Raw genomic sequence first — 23,158 nt, forward strand, 5'->3', positions numbered from 1 at the left:
GAATTGACACGAATGATACGAATGTTGGCGAGAGATCGGTTGGTAACAACTTCATTGTGATGAATTTGCGACTGCCAGACCAGCGCTACTTGGATTTTTCGGCGATGGCTTTGTAGTAACTTTCGATGGCAGCGCGGTATTCGGGGGAGGGTTCCTGGCGGGTGGCTTCGGTGAGGTCTTTGGCCATGCGGGCGGGAAGGCGGCCCCAGGATTCGTTGCCTTGGAGGGTGAGGACGGGGACGAGGGTGTTGGGGGCGGTCATGGAAAGGTTGCCACCGGCATCGGGAGAGGGCTGGCCTTGCTGGCCTGCGGGAGGCGACGGGGAGTTTTGTTGGGCGGTCTGGCCCTGGCCGGGCGAGGGTTGCTGACCGGGGACCTGACCTTGGGCGCGATCTTGAGCCATGCTCTGGGCCTGGGACTGGGCGGCGTTGGCGAGACTTTGTTGGGCGGATTGCTGTTGTTGTTGCTGCCCCTGCTGCTGCTGCTCGGCATCGCCCTGGCCCATGGGGTTGACGGCCTGGTCGAGCTGATCAAGGGCTTGGGCAAGCATCGCTCCTTTGGCGGCCTGGAAGAGTGAGGGGGAGGGCGTGGTGGGGAGGGATTGAGTGGCTTTGGCGGCGGCTTGTTGCGCCGCTTGGGCGGATTGGGCGGCGGCTTCGGCGTTGCCAGCATTGGCTTCGGATTTGGCGAGTTGCTGGAGCTGTTCGCTGGCGGCCTGAATTTGTTGGGCGGCTTCGGGCTGGTTGAGGCGCTGCTGATGACGGGCAACGCGGGCGAGGTCGTGGGCCTCGGCAGGCGCGGCGGTGGGGAGGTTTTGCGGCTGGTTTTTCAGCTCGGTGAGAGCGGATTGGGTTTCGGTGGCAGCTTGTTTGGCGAGCTGACCGAGTGCTTGCTGCATCTGGGTGTTTTTCTGCAACTCCTGCTCGAGGGCGGCGAGAGTTTTTTGCGGGTTGTCGCGGGCCTCCTGCATGAGTTGGTTGAGCTCGTCGATGTTTTGATAACTCTCGTCGAGAGGTTGTTTGATGCCGAGGGCTTCTTCCATTGCCTGCTGGGCGGCGAGGGCATCTTCAGGGAGCGTTTTGCCTTGCTCCATGTTGGCCAGATTTTTGGAGAGTTGGTTGAGGGCGTCGGCGGTTTGTTGTTGGGCCTGGGCGGCGTTTTGGAGAGATTGTTGTTGTTGGGCGGTCTGGGTGGATTCGGTGGCTTGCTGGAGGTTGTTCGCAATCTTGGGCGTTTGCTGCTGCATTTGCGCGAGGCCGACGTCGGCGGTGCGGGCCATCTGGCGTTGGGCGAGATCGGCCATGTCAGCGTGGGCGGTTTCCTGACGCAGGGCGGCCTGGAGGTCGGCGAGTTGTTCGGCGTTGGCATCGGCCTGGGGCATGAGAGCCTGGGTTTGCTCAGCGGTTTGTTCGGTGGATTGATTGGCGGCGTTCTGGGCGAGTTCGCTGGTTTGTTGCTGGCTTTCGTTGAGATTTTTGGCGGCGTTTTCGGCGAGCTCACTGAGTTTGGGGGTGAGTTCTTCGAGGGTTCCCCGGGCGGATTCGACTTTAGGGATGAAGGCCTGGCGGGCGGCGGCGAGTTGCTGCTGGGCCTGCTGGTTGGCGTCGAGGGTGGGATTGTGTTGATCGGCGGGTTGCTGGAAGTCCTGCTGGTTTTGTTTTTGTTGGGTCGCTTGATTGGCCTGATTGCGGGCTTCGCCTTGTTGACGGTCGGCCTGACCACGGGCTTGCTGGGCGGCCTGGATGGCGGGTTGGTCGGCTTTGGCGCGCTGGAGGGCTTTGTCGAGGGGGCGAAGCTGGCTTTGGGCGGCAAGGGCGGCGTTGAGTTGCTGTTGAGGAGTGGCTTTGTCCTGAATGCGTTGCTGGCCTTCTTCGAGGGCGGACTGGGCGTCCTGCGCGAGGGCGTCGGCTTCGAGGGTGCGGGCGGTTTCGACGAGGTCGTTGAGTTTTTGCTGAAGAGGTTGGGCGGATTCTTTGGTGGGTTGATCGGGGATTTCTTCGGCGAGTTTGTCGATGGCGCGGCTGAGGCGGTTTTGATCGAGGGCGGCGAGGGTGTTGGTGCTGGCGTTTTGTTCGCGAAGTTCGCTCTGGGCTTTCAGCTGGTCGGCGGCGGCCTGGAGTTTTTGCTCGGCGGCCTTTTTGGCGTCGGCTTGTTGGTCGGGTTTCTTTTCGTTGGCGGCTTGGTTGAGTTGGTCGCGGGCTTTGCCGAGGGCGGCGAGGGCGGGGTTGTCGCGTTGGTTGAGCCGGTCGCGAAGTTCGGCGGCTTTGTTTTGGGCTTCTTCGGCCATCCAGCGGCTGAAATCGCGGGCGTTGTTGTTGGCGTTGCGGAGTTCGTGGGCCTGACCGTAGAGGTATTCGGGGGCTTGTTTTTGATCGGGGGTGTCGAGGGCGGATTCGATGCCGGGGATTTTTTGGTCGAGGTTTTTGAGCTGGTTTTGGATGTCGCGCTGGCGGTTGTCCGGGGCGATGTCGTGAAGGGATTGCAGGTCCTGTTGGGCGGATTTGGCGGCGGCGAGGGCGGCGCGTTGTTGTTCCTGCCAGCGGGTGCGCTGGGCGGGATCTCGATTGGCGTCGATGGCTTTGTCGGCGAGTTTTTGCTGTTGGGGGGCGAGGATTTCGTAGGCTTCTTTGGCGGTCTGGGCGAGATCGGCGGTGGCGAAGGTGCGCAGGGCTTCGTTGAGGGTTTCGGCGTTGGCACCGGCTTCGTTGGCGGATTTGCGGATTTGTTTGCGGACTTCGCCTTCGGGCTTTTGGGTTTGTTCTTTGAGGGCGGGGAGGTGTTCGTTGCGAAGTTCGGCGAGGTGCTGGCCGACGAGGTTGATTTCCTGTTGTTTGAGAGTGTCGGGGGCTTGCTGGGCCGCCTTTTTGAGCTGTTCCCAAAGTTGGTCAGCTTGTTCTTCGACGGTGGCGAGGTTTTGTTTGAGGTTGGCAAGGGCGGCGGCGGTTTCCGGGTTGTCGGATTTGGCGTCGTCGCGGATTTGTTCGGCCTGTTTGCGTGCGGTGCGCATTTCCTGGTTCAGGGCTTTGGCTTGTTGGGCGAGTTGTTTTTGGGTGGCGGCCCAGGCGCGTTGTTGTTGGTCGGGCTGGTCGGTGACGATGAGGAGTCGGGCGGCGGCGCTTTCGCTGCGCTGGCCTTTGAGGTCGGTGGCGGCGAGTTTGATGAGCAGGGCGTCCCCGGGGTTGAGGGGGAGGTTGGCGAGAGCGAGGGTGGATTGGACGGTGGCTTCGAGGCCGCTGGCGCCGGGGATGTCCTGATTCTGCCAATCGGTGCCGTTGATGGCGTAGCTGAATTCGACTTTGGCGAGGCCGATGTCATCGCTGGCGGTGCCGCTGATGGCGATGGGCTGGTCGGGGCGGATGGATTGATCGGTGGCAGGAGTGGTGAGGGTGAGGGAAGGCGGGAGATCGGTGATGGTGTCGATGCGGAAAGGGCTGGTTTCTTCGTTGGTGAAGAGGGTTTTGCTGGCGGTGAGGTCGAGCGCCCAGGCTTCGGATTTGCCGTCGAGGGTGAGTTCGAGTTGCCGGGTGTTGTTGTTGTTTTCCGTGCTGGTGATGGAGAGGGGAGTTTGGGCGGGATGAAGAACGGCGGTGGCGCTTTCGAGGGGTTGGTTGGCCTCGAACTGGACACGGATGGTGGAGCCTTCAAGGGCGCTGAGGTCGCCGTGATCTTCGGTGAGGGTTTGAGCGGGAAGTTTGGTGTAGGCGGGTGGGGTGATGGTTTTGATGAACTCGATGGCACGGGGACGGGCGCGGGCTTCGAGGGTTTGCCAGGAGGTGATGGCGTCGGCGGCGAGGACGCGGTAGCGGAGGTCGGTTTGTTCGACTTGCAGGGTGCTTTCGTATTGTTGATTGCCGACGGAGGTCATTTCCAAACGGGTGGGTTTGGTGTCGGCATTTTGTTGTTCGATGATGACGCGTTTGGGGGTGGGTCCATCGATGCGAACGCTGAGTTGCGTTTGGGAGGAGAAGGGGACGAGCGTGGGGGATTTTTCGGGGATGAGGAAGTGGATTTTGACGCTGGAGGGGCGGCCGATGTTGGCAAAGGGAAGGGCGGCGCGGGCGAGAAAGCCGGGGAGGTGGAGCTGGCCGAAGAAGGAAAGGGCGATGATGAGAACGATGACGACGGTGACGGCGCGGATGGTTTGCTGAAGGAGGCGGTTGGGGAGGGCTTTGACGGGGTCGAAATTGGAGAGTTGGGCGGCGACTTGATCTTGGAGATGTTCGCGGAATTCGGGGGAGTCGTGGTGGGCTTTGGTTTCGTCGGAGAGTTCGACGGCGGAGAGAAGTTTTTCGTGCAGGGTGGGGTCGGCGCTTTCCATGAGGCGCGCGGTGGCGGTGGTGTCGCGATGCTGGCGGAGAAGGGCGAGAGTTTGCCAGAGGGTGAAGGCGAGGGCGGCAATCCACGAGGTGTAGCTGAGGGTTTTGCGCAAGCCATCGGGCATGAAGGTGGCGCGGTCGAGCAGGGCGATGAGGAGGAAAAGGCCGAGCAGGATGGCGAGGGAGAAGAGGGCCGCGCGGATGAGGAGAAGGCGTGTGCGACGCTTTTGGAATGCGGCGAGGGCCTGGAGGGTGACGGGGCGTAAAGACATGGGCGAGGCGAAAAGTTAAAGTGAACTGAGAGAGGGAGTAGGAGTAAGAGTAGGAGGAGGATTTTCTATACCAACCGCCAGTGTTTGCGGAGGAGCCATTCGGTGGTGAGGAGGAGAATGATGGCGGTGAACCACCACCAGCTGGACCATAATAAGGTTTCGCGGATGCGGGTTTCCTGGCGGTCGATTTGTTTGAGGAGTTCAGGGAGCTGGTTGATGTCGGATTCGCGCAGGAATCGACCGCCGCTGCTGCGGGAGATGGATTCGAGGAGGGGACGGTTGAGGGTGAGGTTGGACCACTCTTGGTTGGAGCTGTCGTCCACACGGAAACGGAGGGCGAGATCGCTGACTTTGGTGTTGTTGGTGGTGACGTTGATGGAGTAGTCGCCGCTGGGAAGGTTGCTGGTGACGGCACGGAAGACGCCGCCGTGGGTGGGATCGGGTTCGAGCTGGAGGGTGGCGATTTGACGGCCGTCTCGGGTGAGGTTGACGCGGGGATTGGTGGCTTCGGTGAGGATGTTGCCATCGGCATCGCGAAGGCGGACGCGGAGTTCGGCTTTGTCGTTTTCGCGGTAGCGGAGCTGGTCCATGCCGATGCTGAGGGTTTTGTCTTCGGCGATGAAGGGAGGGGCGGCGATCCAGGAGGCGAGCTGCATCCAGAAACGTTGGTGGTGGAGGTCGGCGACTTCATATCGCCAGCGCCAGTATTCGTCGGTGGCGAGCCAGAGAACGCTGCCGGCTCCGAAGCGACGCCAGACCATGCCGGGGATGCTGGGGTGGTTGGGGGACTGGAGTTCGGTGAGGGTGGTGGCGTCGGGGAGGGCGTCGGCGGAGGCGGCCCAGTTGGCTTTCGGGAGCTGCTCCCAGAGCGTCTGGTTGGCGGAGGGGCTGTCGCTGAGGCTGAGGGCGGTGAGGGTTTGACCTTGGGTGGTGAGGTCGTGGGTATAAGGGGTGTTGGCGGATTTTTTGCTGTTCCAGGAGACGGGGATGAGGGCGCTGTTGTTGGTGTCGCGCCAAGATTGCAGGTGGCCGCGTTGGCCGTCGAGGAGGATGAGGCCGCCGCCGCGTTTTTGGACGAAGTCGTGGAGGAGCTGGTGCTGTGCGGGTTGCAGGGCTTCGGAGCGGAGGTCGCCGAGGATGACGAGATCGTAGGATTGCATGTCGCGGTCGTCCTTGGGGAAGGCCTGCCGAATGCTGCTGTTGGGGGCGTTGGTGAAGTCGTCGAAGGCGGTGGTGACCTGCCAGCGTTGGTCGCGGTCGAAGTGGCTGTGGAGGTAGCGGGTTTCCCAGCGGGGGCGACCGTCGAGGATGAGGATTTTGCGTTTTTGGGTGAGGAGGTGGAGGGCGAGACTGGTTTCGTTGTTGGTCTGGATACGGTCTTTGGCGGCGTTTTCGCCGCTGAGTTCGACGCGGACGTTGAGGTTGCGGAGGGTGTCGCCGGGAGTGGGACTGGGGGCGAGTTCTTCGGCGAGGAAGGAGAAGGGGATCTGGCGGGCACCGGTGCCTTCGGTGGTGAAGTTTTGCTGCCAGAGGGTTTTGTTTTGAGACGTGATGGTGGCGACGGCGGGGAGGCCGGCAGGGAGGTGGTCGTTGATGTGGACGAGGCCTTCGGCGCGACCGTTGGGGAAGATGGCTTCGGGGGCGGTGACCTTGCTGAGGGCGAGGTCGGGTGGGGGAGCTTCGAGGCCGTAGCCGACGGTAAAGATGGGCGTTTTGTGGCTGCCGAGTTGTTCGGCGAGGGCTTCGGGGGAGCCGGGGGCGTTGTGCTGGCCGTCGGTGAGGAGGATGATGGCGGCTCCGCTCATGGAGGGGCCGAGGGCGTCGCGGAGGGGCTGGTCGAGGTTGGTGAAGGGGGCGTTGGGTTTGGCGATTTGGGAGGGGAGGTCGCCGGAGGTATCTTTGCCGTTGTCGCGATGCCACCAGAGTCGGTCGGCTTTGCTGCCGCGGAGGGCGAAGAGTTCGACGTTGTGTTCCTGGGCGAGGGTTTGGATGAGGGTGTTGGGTTGCAGGAGGAGGGCTTGCTGGAGGCGGTCGAAGCGGGAGGATTTGGGCGAATTAGCGGTGGTGCTGGTGCTGGTTTCGTCGCTAAAGTCCATGCTGGCACTGGCGTCGGCGAGGATGAGGACACGGCCGAGCTGGCGGAAAGTTTCTTCATGACGCAGCACGGGGCCAGCGAGGCAGAGGATGATGAGGAGCACGGCGAGGGAACGGAGGGCGGGCAGCACCCAGCGGGGGGTGGTGGTGTGGAAGCGGAGTTCGCGACGGTAGTAAAAGAACATGAGCAGCGCGACGACGAGGGCGATGCTGATGACGGTGGCGGTGGGCCAGTCGCCGTTGAAACGAAGGAAAGTTTGTGTGGTTTGGGGAGACAAGGGGCTGGAGGTGGGAGGTGGAAAGACAGACGGCGGAAGGCGGAAGGCGGAAGGCTTGAGTTTTGGGTAACGGGAAGAGTGACTGGAGTCTTGTCTCTTTTGTCTTTAAATCTTTTGTCTCTTGTCAGGCTCTGGCGATTCTTTGCTGGAGAAAGACTTCGGCGAAGAGGAAAAAGAGCACGAGGAGGAGGATGGGTTGCCAGATTTCGGAACCGAAACGGCGGGAGTGGTCGATCTTTTCAAAGGTGTCGTAGTCGGAGGCGAAGCTGGCGCCGAGGCGTTCGGCGATTTGACGGGTCTGATCGCTGCTGAGGGTGGCGAGGTTGGATTCGGCGGGGTCGGGGTTGAAGGCGAAGCGGCGGATGGGGGTGGTGTCGGTGGTTTTGGCGGGGCGGAGTTCGTAGAGGCCGGGGAGGAAGGTGTCTTTGTAGGTGATGGCGGGTTGGTTTTCGTTTTCGTTGCCGGAGTTTTTGACGGGCTTGAGATCGTGGGCTTGATGGTGGGGATCGATGAGCTGGAGGGGTTGTTTGGCCTGGTCTTCGGTGAGGTCAAGTTGAAGCTGGTTGCCGGTGCGTTGGTATTGAGGAGGGGTGTTTTGGGTAGCGAGATGGGTGATGAGCCGCTGCATGAGGGGGACGAAGGCAGGTTGGAGGGGGAGGGTGCTCCATTGGGCGTTGGCGGTGGTGGTGAACAATAGGACGCGGCCTTTGCCGTAGGGTTTTTCGATGAGGAGCGGGTCGCCGCGGTCGAGGTTGAGAAGGATGCGGGTGTCGCCTTCGATGTTGTCGAATTTCTGCCAGTGGGTGAAGGCGGCGTCTTGGAGGTTCATGCCGCGGGCGTCGTTGAAATAAGCGGTGGCGGGATGGGTGTGGCGCTGGCTGAGGAGGCGCGCGGGCATCTGGTTGGGGTCGATGTGACCAAAGCCGGCGGGTTTGGCGGGGAGGAGTCCGGTGCCTTTTTGGTAGAGGTCGTTTTCATACCAGCGGGGGTCGATGTTGGGGCCGGGGAAGATGATGAGGCTATTGCCTTTTTTGATGTGTTCCTGGAGTTCCTTGAGCTGGTTGCCGTGGAGCTTTTCGACGTTGGCCATGATGATGACGCGCTGGTTTTCGAGGTCGCGATCGCGGAATTTTTGTTCTTCGACGAGGGTGGGGAGGATGACGTCTTTGAGGCCGGTGGCGGCGCTCATGTGGGGGCTGAGGGCGATCTGGAGGAAGTCGGCGGGACCGGTCATGGGAGCGCTGCCGCTGCGACCAGAGATGAGCAGGGTTTTGACTTCTTCGCGGACGGGGATGACGAGGGAGAAGGCGTTGTCTTCGGGGAAGGCGTCGCCTTCAAGTCGGAGGGTGAGGGCGTGGTCGCCGGGGGTGTCGAAGGTGTGGGTGAGGGTGAAGGTGGCTTCGGCTTGCGGGGCGATGGTGACGCGGGTGCTACGGATGCGGACGCCGTCGGCTTCGAGGTGGACGGGGATGTCCTGGTAGTCGCGCTGGCCGTGGTTTTGGATGCGGGCGCGCAGGGCGAGGGGCTGGTCGCGGGCGATGATGAAGGCGGAGGGGTCGACGTGGGTGAGGGCGAGGTTTTCGCTGAGTTGGCTGTTGCTGCGGTAGAGGGTGAGGGCGGGGGCGGGTTCGATTTTTTTGATGGGGTCGAGTTCCGGGAGGGAGCCTCCGTCGAGGACGGTTTGCCAGTCGGTTTGCTGGAAGTCGGAAAGGATGAGGAGTTCGCGGGCGGGGGTTTGGGTGCGTTTCAGTTCGGTAGTGGCGAGCTGGAGGGATTCGGCAATGGCGACGGGGCCGGCGAGGCTGGGGGTGGTGTTGAGTTTTTCGAAGATGAGGTCGTGCGAGGTGGTGGGTCCGTCGAGGAGAAGTCGGGGAGGGCTGCCGGCGAGGATGACGCTGACATCGGAGCCGCGCGGGAGCTGGTCGATGATGCGGCGCAGTTCGGCGGTGGCTTTGTCGCGGGTGCTGCCGCCTTCACCGGCGGCGCGCATGGAGGCGGAGTCGTCGAGGAGCACGACGAGTGAGCGTTTGTCCATGCCGGGGAATTGTCGGAGCAGGCTGAAGACGGGTCGCGCGAGGCAGAGGGCGAGAAAGATGGGGATGGCGATGCGGGTGGCGAGGAGCAGTTTTTGCTCAAGCTGGAGGTTGCGACGGCGGAGTTTGAGGGCTTTTTCGAGGAGGTGCATGGCTCCCCATTGGACGGTGTGGATGCGGCGTCGGTTGAGCAGGTGGATGAGCAGCGGGATGGTGAAGGCTGCGGCACCGGCGAGGAGGATGGCGTTTAAGAAAGACACTATGAAAGGATAAAGGCTAAGGGATAAAGGATAAAAGTCTGAAGTGGGAAGTCGGAAGTCGGAAGTCGGAAGTCGGAAGTCGGAGGTGGGCGGGGTTGGAAACGGATTACTGCCTACTGCTCACTGCCTACTGTTTCACCGGGCGCGGAGGGCGAGGTAGGCTTTGACGGCGGCGCTGACGGGTTCGTGGGTGAGGATGGGGACGAGGTCGACTTCGTGTTTGCGGAGGCCTTCGGTGAGGGTGGTGCGGAAGGTGGCGAGGACTTCGAGATATCGCTGCCGGATGGCGGCGGGGTCGAGGAGCTGGTGGTCTTCGGTGTTTTCGAGGTTTTCGAAGCGGGCCCAGCGGGTGAAGGGGAAGTCGAGTTCGTCTTGGTCCCAGAGTTGGAAGACGATGAGTTCGTGGCCTTGGCGGCGGAGGATGCCGATGGCTTGGAGGAGGGCTTCGGGATCGTCGAAGCCGTCCGTGAGGAGCATGAGGAGGCCGCGTTTTTTGAGGTTGTTGGCAATCGAGCGGAGGACGGTGGCAAGGGAGGTGTCGGCGCCGGGTTTGGTTTTTTGAAGGGTGTCGAGGATGTGGTGGAGGTGACTGGTTTTGGTGCGGCAGGGGATGTGTTCGCGCACTTTGCTGTCGAAGGTGACGAGGCCGACGGCGTCCTGCTGGCCGGTAAGGACATAAGCGAGGGCGGCGGCGAGTTTGCGGGCTTGGTCGAATTTGATATGGCCTTTGGTGCCGCGGTAGTTCATGGAACCGCTGGCGTCGACGAGGATGGTGGCGCGGAGGTTGGTTTCTTCGTCGAATTCGCGGATGAAGAAGCGGTCGCTGCGACCGAAGATTTTCCAGTCGAGGCGTTTGATTTCGTCGCCTTGAACGTAGGGGCGATGCTGGCGGAATTCGACGGAGAAACCTTTGTGGGGGGAGGCGTGCATGCCGGTGCTGAACCCTTCCATGACGCTGCGGGCAAACAGCGGGAGGCCGTTGAGCTGGGCGAGGTCTTCGGGTGTGAGGAGATCAGAAAGGCGGGCCATATCGAAAGGCTAAAGGATAAGGGCTAAAGGATAAAGATGAATAGCAGAGCGAGGATGGCGGGCGAACTTGATGGTTACGCAGGGGCGGGGCGGGGTTTCTCATGGGATGAGGGGAATATTGAGAATGACAGGCACAAAAATGCCCATCCCGCGCGGATTGGCGGGATGGGCAGTGAAGGGAAGGGGGTTTTGGAAGATGGTTCAATCGGTGCCGTCGTTGATTTTGACGCGGAAGAAGCGGAATTCGGGATCGACAGGGATGGACCATTCAACGGGTGGTCCGGCGTTTTGCCAGGACTCGGGCTGGAGGTTGGGGCTCTGTTTCAGTTGAAGGTTCAGCTCGACCATGTCGTCTTCGACTTTGATGAGGAGGCCGCCGGGGCGGAGTTCGCCGATTTCGTCTTCGGTGTAGAGGCCGAATTGTTCGCGGTTGTTGCGGACGAGATCGATGTAGGCTCGCTCGTTGGAGAGGGGGTTGCTGCCGGCGGTGGATTCGAAGAGGTCGCTGAGGCCGTCTGCGTCGGTGTCGGCAGTGCTGGAGGAGGTGCCGTGGATGACAAATTCGTTGAAGTTGTCGAGGCCGTCGAGGTCGTCGTCGAAATCGGCATCGAAGTAGTCGAGGATGCCGTCATTGTCCTGATCGGCGGCACCGAGGGGGAGGTCGAAGCTGAAGTCCTGATCGGTGGTGAGCAGGTAGTTGTTGAGGATGGGGGAGTAGGATTTGACGACGACGGTTTGTCCATCGGGTTGGAACTCGAGGGTGCGCAGGTAGCCTTCGCCGCCGAGGTTGCGGAACTGGTAGTTGATAAGCATTTGGTGGACGGGATTTCCAGCGTCGTTGTTGTCGACGCGATAGCCGGTGCCGTCGCCGAGCACATGGCCATTGACGGTGAGGACGAAGTTGTGTTTGCGGACGAGTTTTTGCCAGAGTTCCTCGCCGTCGTTGACGCCGCCGGGGGTGGTGTAGTTGTGTGGGTTGTAGGCTTGGGGTCGGGTGGAGTCGCTGATGTCGTAGCGGAAATCGTTGTTGTTCATGTAGGCGTGGGTCACGAGGATCGCCTTGTGCTGGGGGTATTGCTGAAGGATGCCATCGGCCCAGGCGATGGTGCTGTCGCGTGGGCCCCATTCGAAGCACATGACGATGAAGTTAACGCCGCCGGCGTTGAAGAAGTGGTAGCTGTTGTCCATCTTGCCGGTTTCCATGACGCCACCGAAAGCGGGGGTGAGGCGGTAGAGTTCTTCCTTGAAGTAGTCGTTCATAAAGGTGTCCCGCGTGGCGGCGTTGCCTCCCGGGCCGTAGTCGTGGTTGCCGGGGACGAAGGCATAGGGCACCTGGTTGTCGAGAATGCGGAAGGCACGGCGGGCGTTCTCCCATTCGGGACGGGAGTTGACGTTGACGATGTCGCCGAGGTGCAGGACGAAGCGGATGTTGCGGGCGCGGCGGTTGTGATAGATCCAGGAGGTTTGGGCTTCGAAGACGCCGGGGTAGTTTTGCGAATAGATCTGGGTGTCGGGAAGCAGGACGAGGGTCCATGCACCGTCTTCGATGAGGGAATCGCCGGGTTGGGGGGTGATGTTGATGGGCGGGGTTTGACGGTCACGCACGAGGGCGGTGTAGTCGTAGAGGTTGGTGAAGAAGGGTGTGTTGAAGGCGGCCTGACTTGTGGTGGATACATCGGCTCCGGTGGAGGCGTTGAGGATTTTATCGACCGCGAGGGAGGAGACGAAGAAGCGGCCCTGACCGTAGGCACCTTCCATGAGGGCGGGGAAACGGGCTTTGGGATCGCCGGAAAGGATGACTTCGAAGCCAGAGAACTGGTCGAAGGTTTCCCAGGAGGTGTTGGTGCGGTAGAAAACGCTGTCGTCGCTGAGGGTGAAGGAGAGGGATTTGCCGTCGGCTGCGGTAGGCACGTTGGCGAGGAGGGAGTGGTCGGGAACGAGGATGAAGGTGGAATCGAAGTCGGTGTCGACCCGGCTGGCTGCCTGGGTGTCGGGAAGGAAAGGAGGCGAGGGTTCGTGTTGATCAGCCTGTGAGAATTGGATCAGCAATCCTGCGCGATCGATGAAGTCGTCGAGGTCATCAGCGTAGGTCGCCATGTAGGCTTGATATTCGGGATTTTCAGAAGCGAAGGAGCCGATGGCGATGAGGTCGACGTCGGTTTCGGGATCGGAACCGGGGACATACGGTGGCTGATTGAGGGGCAGCGGCATGACGTGGAATCCGGCGCGGCGGAGGAGTTCGCCGAGGCCAAGCTTGCTGGTGAAGCTGTCAGGGGATTCATAGACGTAAGCGCGCAGCCCTTCGGGGTTGGCGGTGCTGACGGTGGAAGGAGGATTGGGGGTTTGACCGACGGCGGCATACCGGTTGGGTTGCGGATCGGGGGTGATGGGGTCGGTGGGCGCGCGGGCGATCAATTCCAGCACGCTAATGGCTCCGTAGGTGGTGGAGTTGGCGGCGAGTTCAACGCGCACGGTGATTTGTCCAGAGGCATTGGGGATGATGCCGGGAATGCTGGCGACGTTGGAAATGTTGTCGATGGCCTCAAGGGTGGCAGAGGCTGAGTTCGCTCCGGTGGCGGTGTAGAGGGTGTTGAAAACTTCGGGAGCGCTGCGATTGGAAGAGACGAAAGCTTTGATGTCGTAAACGGTGTTGCCGCTGGGATCGAGTCCGTCGATGCGGATCGCGCCGACAGCATTGTCAGCTTTTTGCACAAACCAGAAGTCCGATGTCGCAGCGGAGTTGTAGATCAGTTCACCGCCGTTGTTGTTGGTGGAGATGGTGCGGAAGGCGTCGGTGATGGTGAGGCTGACGCCGGTCCATGGGGAGCCGTCGACGCGGGTGGCGGGGTTGATGGGCGATTGGTTCAGTGCAGAGAAGAGGTTCCAATGGCGATTGAAGAGGTCCGGAGAAGGGGATTGTTCGGTGGCGTTGCCGAAGTCGATCAGAAGGCGGTCAGCGGCGAGGGTGGAAGTGGCGCAGAGGAAAAAGGCGAGGCCGTGAAGAGCGAGTGATTTCATGACGTTCAGACGATGAGGCATGAACGTTGGTCGATTCGAAGTGGTTGGCCATCATGCGGTTGTGACAGTCTTGTCAGTCACGGGGACGCTGCCCAATCCTTGGCTTGGTAGGGACATCATTGTGAACGCAATTGTAAGAACCTGCGGAGATGGGGACAATCCGAACACGATGAAGAGAAAGATATCTTGGGCGGGCGTTTTGTTCTTGTTGATGGGAACATTGGCAGGGTGCGTGTCAGTGAAGAAATTCGGGGAGGAAAGAAGTCGTGATTCCAATAAGACGCGGGCGGACTATGCGGGCAGGTATGAGGTGAATGATGCCAATGCTTATGGGTTGAGGTCGTTGATGGATTTGGACGGGGTTCATCGAGGAACAGGGAAGCGTTTGATGACGCTGCAATGGGTGGGAGCAAGCTTAAGGGGGGAATATTTTGAGAATGGCGAACGGGTTTCGTCAGCGATGATTACGGAGAGTAGGGATTTTTCGATGGAGAATGGGCGATTGGTGAGGAAGCGGAGTTTTGGTCGAGGGGAGGACAATCCCTACACGGTGGAGGTGGGAATTCATGAGGGGCGATCCATCGAGTGGTATCTGGATGGATATGGAGATCTGGTATATCGATCGACGGTTTCGGGCAGTGAATTGTTGTTTGGCGTTGCTCCTGTTTATGGGAAGCAGACGAGTTATCTGGTGTTCAAGCGGCTGAAGTAAGTTCGGGGAGGAGCCTGACCGGGTCATGGGGGCGGGACCATAGCGAGGAAGACATCCGAACCCTTCCTGCTATGAATACAAAAAAATCTCTAATTGCAGGAATCGGTGCCGCAGTATTGCTCGCGGCAGGTAGTGTGTCGGCTGAGCCGATGAAATCAGGTGGGGTCGTCTACCGCGAAGGCAAAGCCTATGTGGTGGTTGACGGCAAAACCACTCCCATCAATGAAACCACGGTGCCTGATGGCAAAATGATGACGTTCAGTGGTGAAATGGTGGATGCCCCAGAAGCCGTGTCGGGCACGCGTGAAGGTGGTCGTGCTTCAGAAGCGCAGAAGACCGAAAATAAAGCGGAACAGAAGTCGGGAACGGACGCTTCGAGTTCCACCAATAATCCATCAACGACCAGTGGTCGGGGTGCGGATGTGGTGACGCCTGATACGAAAAAGAACTAAGTTTGATGACTTAAGCCAGTTATCAATTTTTAAACAAAAACAGGCTGGTGGAACTTTCCACCAGCCTGTTTGTTTTGTTGGAGGGTGGATATTGTTGTCCACCTATCTTGGGCTAACAGCGGACAGGAATGTCCGTGCTCCCTTTACTAATCTTTCTTTTTGCGACGCTCGTCGTCTTCACCGCCTTTGCGCTCGGGTTTGTTCCCGGAACTTTTGGGGCGTTCCTGAGGTTGGCGTTGTTCGGGTTTAGGGGCCTCGGCTTTTTTACGCTCTGGTTCGCGACGTTCAGCTTGAGCTTGGGGTTTGGGCGATTCTTTACGGGAAGGTTCGGCGGACCGGGGACGTTCCTGACGTGCTTCAGATTTGTTCTCTTTGCGGGGCGTTGGGGTAGGTGTCGGTGGACGCTCACGAACCTTCTCCTGCGCGGGTTTTTCGCTGCGCTGCGTTGGCGGGGCAGAGGGACGAGGTTGTTCTCTGCGGGGTTGGGGTGCACGCTCTTCCATTTTGCGGGGCTCAGGGCGTTTGGGTTCGTTTTGGCTATTGCCGGGTCCAGCTCCTGGTGCTCTTCGGTTTTGTGGAGGAGCAACGGCTTCGGGTTTGTTGCGCGGTTCGTCCGGCTTGCGGTCGGGACGGGGCATGTTGGCGGGGGGAGTGCTACGTTGTGACGACTCCTCCGGTTTGGGCATCACGCGACCTGGGGGCAGCTGGTCTTCGGGTTTGCGGTCGGGACGGTTTCCTGGCGTTGGCATATCGCGACGACGTTGTTCGGCGTCTTCTTTTTCGCGGCCTTCTCTCGGCATGGTGGGGTTGGAGTCGGAACCTGGATTGCGGTCGGGGCCAGGGCGGGGCATGCGGGGATCGCGGTCGGCACTTTCGCGGTCGCGCTGACCAGGCATGGCACCGTCGGGTCCTTTGCGATCATTGTTATTGTCACCGCGGTCACCTCTAGGGCCTTTGTTTTCACCATCGCGGTCGCGATCACGTTGTCCGGGCATGTTTGGGATGGGGATGGCGCGATCAGGACCTTTATTGTCGCGATCATTGTTGTCTCTATTTCCACGTTCGCCGCGGGGACCATTGCCATCACGCTCTGGACGTTTTTCTTCGGCAATGCGTTGACGTAGCTGGCTGGCCTGTTCTTGGGCGACGCCACGCCAGCCGCGGTCGATTTTGTCGCGGTTGGTTTTCATTTTGACTTCGCGAGGAGCAATGTTGCGGTTTTCTTTGCGGGTGATCGAAGGAGCGAAGACGGAGAAGCGGTCGTTTTCGACGCGACTGCGGTGGTGCTGTCGATCGTTGCCACGGTCGCGATGCTGAATGAGTTTAAGACGGCGAATGTTTTGTTCGCTGCGGCGGCTGAGGTCATCGTAGCGCGGTCCGCCGATGTGGATGCGATTGAGGCGGATGTCGGACTGGTGATAGCTGATGCTGGTGATGTTGGTCGTTTCGCGAATGATGGTGATGTTGCGATCACGACCGATCAAGTGCGGGCGGTAGTTGGTGGCACCGAAGTGAATGATCGGGATGAAGTTGTAGTAGCGGGGTCCGATGTCGTAGACGACGTCGACGGAGGAGTCGAATCCGCGGTCATTGCTCCATTGAGCTTCGGGTGGGAGGGGTGCCCAGCCGACGTAATCGCCGCCAGTGCGCCAGCTGACCCAGGCGGGGGCCCATTCATACCCTGGAACCCAGGCCCAGAAGGTGTCGATGAAGACCCAGCGGCCGTAGTGGTAAGTGGCCCAGCCGAATTCTTCCTCGGAGACCCAGGTCCAGCCGCCTTCAGTTTCGGCCCATGAGCCTTCGGTGTAAGGTTGCCAGTCGGGATTTTCAGAAGCGACGAAGGGGCGGAAGCAATAGCCGTAACCTTCGACTTCGATCCAGTCGCCGTAGGAGGCAAGATTGTCGTAGAAGTAGTCGAAGTCGACGGGGTCGTCCTGCGCGTGGGTGGGTGGGGCGCTCGCGATCAGCAGGAAGCAGATGCTGGCGAGCAGGGTGGCTAAGGTGTTTTTCATGGCGGGTTGTCTGGGGTGATTTTTGATTTGATGATGAACGATCCGGGGGTAGTGGCTTGGACCACATGCGGACCGGGTCTATTCATGTGCTGATTCGTGAGGGCGGGGAATTTGGCCTTGGCAGGGTGTCAATTGGGGTGGTTTGTTGCGAGGTGGCGTTCGCAGGAAATTATTTTGAGGTGTGAGTTGTGTCATCAGGGAGGATCATGTTTGGTTTTTGCGAAGATGCCCATGGATGAACCGTTTCCTGCAGTGAAGGAGCCGTGTCGGACGACAGCGGAGGATTCGTTGACGGTTTCAGAGGAAGAGGTTTTTCTCAGGGCGATCAGCCTTCACGGAAAAGACCGGGATCGCTGGCTGGAGGCAGCTTGTGCGGGTGATCCGGAATGTCGGGAACGGGTGGAGGCGTTGCTGGCCGCCCATGATGAAACCGGTTTCATGATGCAGATGGCTACGGACAGTGTGGTGCAGCCTGCGGGGTCTGAAAGTCGGGAAGAGGAGGAGCGGGAGGGGGCGCGATACGGGGCTTATGAACTGGTTTCGCTGATTGGAGCTGGAGGATTTGGGACGGTGTGGAGGGCGCGGGAGATGGGTTCTGATGGGAAGATGGTGGCATTGAAGATCTTGAAGCTGGGCATGGACACCAGGGAGGTGGTGTCACGGTTCAATCGTGAGCAACAACTGCTGGCGAGGATGGATCATCCCAACATTGCACGGGTTTATGGAGGTGGGGCGACTCATGGCGGGCGTCTTTTTATTGCGATGGAATTGGTGGATGGTGTGAATCTTTCGGCGTATTGCGAGAGCCACCGGTTGTCGCTACTTCGAAGGCTCCATCTGTTTTTGCAACTGTGTGAGGCAATCAAACATGCGCATCAGAAGGGGATCATTCACCGGGATTTGAAGCCGTCGAATTTGCTGGTCAGTTTTGAGGATGGTCGGGCGGTTTTGAAGGTGATCGACTTTGGGGTGGCGAAGGCGGTTTATGCGGATCCCGAGGAGCATTCGCTGCACACGAGGATGGGGCAGGTGATGGGCACTTTGGTTTACATGAGTCCGGAACAGGCGGGACTGGTGGAGGCGGATGTGGATACACGGACGGACATCTATTCGATGGGGATCATCCTCTATGAGTTGCTGACCTCCATGACGCCGATGTCGACCCTGAATGGTTCGATGACCAGCCATGAGGAAGTGCGCCGTCGCATTCGTGATGTTACTCCGCCGCTGCCGTCGCAAATGATCCGGGGATTGGCGGTGGAAAAAGCGACGTTGATTGCCTTGGCGAGGATGACGGATGCCCATCGCCTTTCTTCCGTGCTCAAGGGAGATCTGGACTGGATTGTGATGCGCTGCATCGAGAAACAACCGTCTGCCCGCTACGAGTCGGCAGGGGAGTTGGGGGATGACGTATTAAGTTATCTTTGTGACAAGCCGGTGCGGGCGCGGGCACCCAGCAGGTGGTTGTTGTTGCGCAAGGCGGTCAGGCGCAACCCGGGCGTGTTTGCGGCTTCGGCGGCTGCGGTGGTTTGCCTGCTGGCGGGAACGGCGGTCAGTCTCTCATGGGCCTACCGATCCAATATTGCCGAGGAGGAGCAGCGGCGTCTGGCGGATGAAGCGGAAAGGCGGAGGGTTGAGGCGATGCATCTGGCGTATGAAGCGGACATGAGTGCGGCATCGCTTTTGTTGGCGAAGGGGAATACCGGTCAGGTGCGGCAGTTTTTGGAGCGGCAGGTGCCTCGCGATGGTGCTCCTGATTTTCGTGGATTCGAATGGCGCTATTTGAACCAGGAGGTTCGGGATGGCCATGTGGCGTTGTTGCGGGGGCATCGAATGGGTGTGGGGGCGGTTGCTTTTTCGAGAGATGGCAACCTGTTTGCCAGTGGCGACATGGGGGGGCGGGTGAATGTGTGGGAATTGGGGAAGATCCAGCTGCTCAAGACGATCGACGATGCGACCTCAAGGATCATCGGGGTTTCGTTTTCTCACGATGGCCGCTATTTTGCGGCGGGGGGTGAAACGCATTTGCGGGTCTGGACGGGGCCCGATTTCCGGCTGGGGCGCAAGCTGGCGCTGGACAAGGTCCGCCCGGGTTATTCGCCGACGGGACCGGTGCTGGCACTGGGGGTTGGCGATGCCCGTTGGAATGGGAATGCGGGGGAGACAAGGTTGTGGAGTTGGGATCGTGATCTGGAGGGCAAGGAAATGCGGGTTCTTCCCAATGCGGGGACGAGGATGGCGTTTACGGCGGATGGCGGGCTGCTGGCGACGGGCGCGGGGTTGAACCAGATTTACGTGTGGGACGTCGTCAGCGGCGAGCGCAGGGCCAGGTTCAACCAGCCGACGGCGATGGACATGGCGATCGCGCATGATGGGGCCTGGCTGGCGGCGACGACGCGTGTCCGTCGGAACAGTCCTTCCATCTGGTCGCTTCCTGGTGCCGGTCCGGTGGGGCCGCTCGAAGGCGTGGTGGAAGGTGCTTATGCACTGGCGGCTTCACCGGTGGCCAATGTTCTGGCCGCAGGTTCTGCCAATCATCGCGTCAGTCTTTGGGACATGAACACGTTCCGGGAATTGGAGAGCTTCATTGGTCACCGGCAGGAGGTGCAGGCTTTGGCTTTTTCGTCGGATGGCAAACGGCTGGCATCGGGAGGTGGCGACCGGACGGCACGCATTTGGAAGATCGGCGCGCGTCGAATGAAGGACGAGGTGACCTCCATGCATGCCGCACTGGGGATGGGCGGAGTGCGGATATCGCCGGATGGACGTTTGCTGGCGGCACAGTCTGCCGATCGTGTGCTCAAGCTGTTTCATGGAAGAGATATGTCCGAGGCGATGGTGATTGGATACCAGCGGTCGCCTTTGGGTTTCTCTTCAGATGGTCAACGGCTGGCCACTTTCAATTCGAAAGGATTGCTTGAATGGTGGGACACAAAGGACGGTGAATGCCTTGGTGGTCGCGATTTGAAACATCGGCCTCATCTGGAGGGTGCGACGGCGCTTTCGCCGGATGGCGCGATCCTCTCGATGGGGGTGGATGGCGATGTGCATTTTTATGACACGCAATCGGGAGACTGCCTGTTGTCGGCTGCAAAGGAACACCAGCAATCCATCGGGGCCGTGGCTTTTTCGCCTGATGGGAAGCTGCATGCGACGGTGGCACTGGACGGGACGGTGGTGCTGCGTTCGGTTCCTGACGGGATCAAGCGGTTGGATTTTAGGGGCCACAACATCGGGGCTAGGGGGCTTGCTTTTTCTCCAGACAGTCAATGGCTGGCGACTGGCGGTTACGACCATCTCATCAAGATTTGGGATGTGTCATCTGGTGATCAGGTGGCGGAGTTGAGAGGTCACAGTCGCCCGGTGTTGTTTCTGGCGTTCACCTCAGACGGCAAAACTTTGTTGTCATCGGGAGACGGGGATCAACTGTTTCTCTGGCGCACGGGGGTGTGGCGGTTTCTTGGTCAGCACCTGATCCCTGCGCCCGTGAGGTCGATGGCGTTGTCCAATGATAGCAGTTTGCTGGGGCTGATCGCTTTGCCAGGCGTGCTCAAGGTGATGCGGGCACCGGCGAGTTCACCCGAGCAACCGCTTCCTGCGTCGTTGTTGCCGGAGTTTGATTGGGATTTGAGGGAGCTTCCTCCGGTTGCATGGCCTGTGGTTGAGGATTTGCCACCTCGCGGTGAGGGTGTTCCGACCGCCTGCCTCGATCTGAGCGCTCATTACAACGCCCCGCTGGATGAATCGTGGACGACTGCGGCCGGGGCTACTCTGGGAGATCTTGAGCCGGGTGTTCATCGTTTCAACGGTGTGGACTGGGATGTGCGGGGAATCATGCAGGTGTATCCGCGGAAGATGGGATTTCAGCCGCCGGTGCCGGCTTTTCCTGACAAGGTGACCGGCATTAAGGTGCATCAAAAGGCCGCCAGTCTGAACTTCCTTGGCGCGGTGACCTGGGGCAAGGACTGGAAGACCGGGTATGAGGCGGGCCGGTTGGTGATTCGATATGAGGATGGTGTTTCTGTGGAACATAGGCTGAAGATGGGGAGGGACGTGCTCGGCTGGTTGCAGAATTCTCCGCCTCTTGGCGAGGGGAACTTTTCGGTCAGGGTTGCGTGGTCCGGGCCATCTCAGCGAGGTTCCAGCGATGCTGAAGGTGTTCGCTTGTTTCACTTTGTGTGGCATAATCCTCGCTTGAACGTTGCCATTCGGGAGATTGATTTTGTCGCGACCGAAGGCTGCCCATTCATCACTGCCATTACCGCCGTTCCATGAAGGTTGATATTTCCTTGCTACTTGAACGACTACAGACCGGGGAGGTGGATGCGGAGATGGAATTGATGAACTGCGTCTATTTTGAATTGAAGAAGATTGCGGCCAAGGCGCTGGCGGGTGAACAGCGCGAGGTTTCGCTGATGACCACGGATCTGGTGCATGAGGCATGGGTCCGGTTGCTGGATCAGGAGGGTCGGGTGCGGTTCAAGAACAACCTGCATTTTTTCGGAGCAGCGGCGGAAGCCATGCGGCGGATTTTGGTGGATCGTGCGCGTCGTCGGTCGCGGGAAAAACACGGAGGGAAGCTGGTGCGGATCGGGCTGGATGATGTGGAGATCGAGGAGCCGGCGGCCGCTTCGGAGATTCTCGACATCAATGATGCGCTGGAAAAGTTGGATGGGATTGACTCCCGCAAGGCGGGGATCGTCAGGTTGCGATACTTTGCCGGACTGGGTTTTGAGGAGATCGCGGCGGTGACGCAATATTCGCTGGCCACCGTTCAGAGGGATTGGGCGTATGCTCGTGCCTGGTTGAAAGTGGAGATTGATCGATCAAGAAAATGATAGGGAAATGGCGTGGCATTAATAAATCGGATCTCCCTTCGCAAACTAAATGACATGATTGAGCGCGCCAAGTCGCATGGATGAGGATGCGTCTACTTCTCGCCCTCTTTTTTATCAGCGCTGGCATGGCTTCAGGTGCGTTGAGGGATCAGGAAATCACGTTGGAGCCGGGATGGAATGCGGTGTGGTTGGAGGTTGAACCGCAAAAGGCGGATGGCACGCCGCAGAGTCCGGCTGAGGTTTTCCAGGGTGTTCCAGAAGTGGCCATTGTTGCCCGATACCTTCCGGCCAACGCGCGATTTGAGTTCATCGAAGACGTGTCGGTCGACTCGCTGGGAAATGATTTCTGGCTGAAATGGCGTCGCGATACCCAAGTCGGAGGCAATACCCTAGGCGGCATGGAGGGCAACACCGCGTATCTGATTTTCAATCGTTCGGAGGCAGCGGTGGAAATGACGCTCAACGGGGCGGTATCGTTTCATCGTTATGACTGGCAGCCGAACAGCTTTAATTTTGTTGGCGTCTCCGTTGGCACCCTTGCTCCGACATTCAGCGAGTATTTTTCTCCGTCAGGCACGCATCCGCTCAATCAAATTTACAAACTCGCGGCGGGGAAATGGGTGGCGGTCGCAGCGGGTGAGCGGATGCGCAAGAACACGGCCTACTGGACTTACTGCGGTGGAAGTTCTTCTTATCAAGGTCCGGTGCCGGTGCTGTTGCCGGATCTGACGGAGGGCGTTTTGGATCTGGGGGAGACGGTGAAGTTCACCAATGTCACGGCTGGCAACCTGGCACCGTCCGCCTCTGGATTGACGTTGCTTCGTTTAGTAAATGATGGCATCGTGGTGCGGGATGCGACCGGCGGCAGTGGCATTGTCGACTTCGACATCACCACGGACGGCACGGGTGCCGGGACGCTGGCTTCGCGCAGTTCGGCGACGGTGCGTTTGGAGATTGAGCGTGGATGGACCACGGCTCCACCGATGCGCGAGAATTTGTATCTGGTTCAGGCAAGTATCGCGGGAGGCAGCAGTTATCAGCAGTATCTGCCGCTTCGTGCGCGCAGCGATCTCGCCATGGTGGCTGCGGCGGGAGCGCCGTTGCCGGGTCTGTGGGTGGGGGATGTGGTGATGACGCATGCGACAAGCCTGGTGGCAGGAAAAGCCGGCAGCGGTCCGAGGTTGGAGTCGGTGCGGCGTCCGATGCGGTATCGGGTTATACTGCATGGCGATGCGGGCGGGCAGACCCGGTTGTTGGAGCATGCGACCTTGATGAAAAAGCAGCAGGCATCCGACCAGTTGCCGGATGAGTTTGTGGTGGTGGTGGACGACACCAAGATTCCCGATTTTATCGGCATCGAACAGCGTGGTGGAAAGCTGGTGGGCAAGCGTTTTGACACGGCGGGTTATGACCTTCCAAGAAGCGTGCTGCCGACGGTGCAGGACGAGGCCAATCCGAACTTCGCACCGGCCACGTTGAGCACGGAGTATCTGCTCAGTCTGCCGCTCAACGGGGCTCTTGCTCCGGGTGGCGTGATCACCACCCAGCCCAACTCGCTGGTGCTGGATGCCTGGCATCGCACGCATCCTTACCGGCATGTCTTCAACCCGGAACATGCCAAAGGATTTCGTATCATCCGCGAGATGCGTTTTGAGATGGATGCGGCGGGAAGTCCTGAAGCCGACCGCACTCCCGGGTTCGGTGCCAGCGCGTTGAGCGGCGTGTTCGAGGAGAGCGTTTATGGCTTGACCAAACCCGGCGACGTCCACCGCAGCCGTGGGCGCTTCGTCATCCAGCGCGTGTCGGAGGTAAGCAGCCTGCAATGAAACTTTTCCGTTCCCCTA

Annotated in this window: 11 protein-coding genes; 5 read left to right on the plus strand and 6 right to left on the minus strand. The window is 59.8% G+C overall.

Going from position 1 to position 23,158, the window contains the following annotated elements; genetic code table 11:
- Positions 1–85: 85 nt before the first annotated feature.
- The 5 genes from FEM03_RS19490 to FEM03_RS19510 form a co-directional block, all read right to left on the minus strand.
- Positions 86–4,588, minus strand: coding sequence for an Ig-like domain-containing protein (locus FEM03_RS19490; RefSeq protein ID WP_138087980.1), 4,503 nt, complete (start codon positions 4,586–4,588; stop codon positions 86–88).
- Between the two features lie 65 nt (positions 4,589–4,653).
- Positions 4,654–6,960 carry a vWA domain-containing protein gene (locus FEM03_RS19495; RefSeq protein WP_138087981.1) on the minus strand — a complete coding sequence of 769 codons (2,307 nt, stop codon included), beginning with the start codon at positions 6,958–6,960 and terminating at the stop codon, positions 4,654–4,656.
- 124 nt (positions 6,961–7,084) lie between these two features.
- Positions 7,085–9,253 (minus strand): BatA domain-containing protein, encoded by a 2,169-nt coding sequence (locus FEM03_RS19500; RefSeq protein WP_138087982.1) that lies wholly within the window; start codon positions 9,251–9,253, stop codon positions 7,085–7,087.
- Between the two features lie 135 nt (positions 9,254–9,388).
- Positions 9,389–10,282 carry a DUF58 domain-containing protein gene (locus FEM03_RS19505; RefSeq protein WP_138087983.1) on the minus strand — a complete coding sequence of 298 codons (894 nt, stop codon included), beginning with the start codon at positions 10,280–10,282 and terminating at the stop codon, positions 9,389–9,391.
- A gap of 201 nt (positions 10,283–10,483) precedes the next feature.
- Entirely contained in the window at positions 10,484–13,300 is a 2,817-nt protein-coding gene (locus FEM03_RS19510; protein ID WP_166443007.1) for a metallophosphoesterase, read from the minus strand.
- 169 nt (positions 13,301–13,469) lie between these two features.
- Here FEM03_RS19510 and FEM03_RS19515 point away from each other — a divergent pair, with 169 nt between their 5' ends.
- Together FEM03_RS19515 and FEM03_RS19520 are read left to right on the plus strand one after the other, a co-directional pair.
- Entirely contained in the window at positions 13,470–14,012 is a 543-nt protein-coding gene (locus FEM03_RS19515) for a hypothetical protein (RefSeq protein WP_138087985.1), read from the plus strand.
- Positions 14,013–14,083: 71 nt separating this feature from the next.
- Positions 14,084–14,464, plus strand: a complete 381-nt coding sequence (locus tag FEM03_RS19520; protein ID WP_138087986.1) for a hypothetical protein — start codon at positions 14,084–14,086, stop codon at positions 14,462–14,464.
- Positions 14,465–14,610: 146 nt separating this feature from the next.
- On the opposite strand, the gene FEM03_RS19525 is transcribed toward FEM03_RS19520, so the two are convergent.
- Positions 14,611–16,476: a DUF6600 domain-containing protein gene (locus FEM03_RS19525; RefSeq protein ID WP_138087987.1), complete on the minus strand. Its 1,866-nt coding sequence runs from the start codon at positions 16,474–16,476 to the stop codon at positions 14,611–14,613.
- A gap of 225 nt (positions 16,477–16,701) precedes the next feature.
- Between FEM03_RS19525 and FEM03_RS19530 the strand changes: the two genes are divergently transcribed.
- The 3 genes from FEM03_RS19530 (at position 16,702) to FEM03_RS19540 (ending at position 23,140) form a co-directional block, all read left to right on the plus strand.
- The gene (locus FEM03_RS19530) at positions 16,702–20,751 is read left to right on the plus strand and encodes a serine/threonine-protein kinase (RefSeq protein WP_138087988.1); all 4,050 of its coding nucleotides are present in this window, start codon (positions 16,702–16,704) and stop codon (positions 20,749–20,751) included.
- Positions 20,748–21,314, plus strand: a complete 567-nt coding sequence (locus FEM03_RS19535) for an ECF-type sigma factor (protein WP_138087989.1) — start codon at positions 20,748–20,750, stop codon at positions 21,312–21,314. Before FEM03_RS19530 ends, FEM03_RS19535 begins: the two co-directional genes overlap by 4 nt.
- Before the next feature lie 86 nt (positions 21,315–21,400).
- Complete coding sequence (locus tag FEM03_RS19540; protein WP_138087990.1) at positions 21,401–23,140, plus strand: hypothetical protein; 1,740 nt, start codon at positions 21,401–21,403, stop codon at positions 23,138–23,140.
- Positions 23,141–23,158 lie beyond the last annotated feature (18 nt).

The sequence above is a fragment of the Phragmitibacter flavus genome, assembly GCF_005780165.1.
In the GTDB taxonomy this organism is placed as follows: Bacteria; Verrucomicrobiota; Verrucomicrobiia; order Verrucomicrobiales; family Verrucomicrobiaceae; genus Phragmitibacter; species Phragmitibacter flavus.

What these genes read in the sequence shown, in the direction of transcription:
- FEM03_RS19515 (WP_138087985.1), top strand. Translation starts at nt 13,470, where the DNA reads ATGAAGAGAAAGATATCTTGGGCGGGCGTTTTGTTCTTGTTGATGGGA.
- FEM03_RS19505 (WP_138087983.1), bottom strand. Translation starts at nt 10,282, where the DNA reads ATGGCCCGCCTTTCTGATCTCCTCACACCCGAAGACCTCGCCCAGCTC.
- FEM03_RS19535 (WP_138087989.1), top strand. Translation starts at nt 20,748, where the DNA reads ATGAAGGTTGATATTTCCTTGCTACTTGAACGACTACAGACCGGGGAG.
- FEM03_RS19525 (WP_138087987.1), bottom strand. Translation starts at nt 16,476, where the DNA reads ATGAAAAACACCTTAGCCACCCTGCTCGCCAGCATCTGCTTCCTGCTG.
- FEM03_RS19490 (WP_138087980.1), bottom strand. Translation starts at nt 4,588, where the DNA reads ATGTCTTTACGCCCCGTCACCCTCCAGGCCCTCGCCGCATTCCAAAAG.
- FEM03_RS19520 (WP_138087986.1), top strand. Translation starts at nt 14,084, where the DNA reads ATGAATACAAAAAAATCTCTAATTGCAGGAATCGGTGCCGCAGTATTG.
- FEM03_RS19530 (WP_138087988.1), top strand. Translation starts at nt 16,702, where the DNA reads ATGCCCATGGATGAACCGTTTCCTGCAGTGAAGGAGCCGTGTCGGACG.
- FEM03_RS19510 (WP_166443007.1), bottom strand. Translation starts at nt 13,300, where the DNA reads ATGAAATCACTCGCTCTTCACGGCCTCGCCTTTTTCCTCTGCGCCACT.
- FEM03_RS19540 (WP_138087990.1), top strand. Translation starts at nt 21,401, where the DNA reads ATGCGTCTACTTCTCGCCCTCTTTTTTATCAGCGCTGGCATGGCTTCA.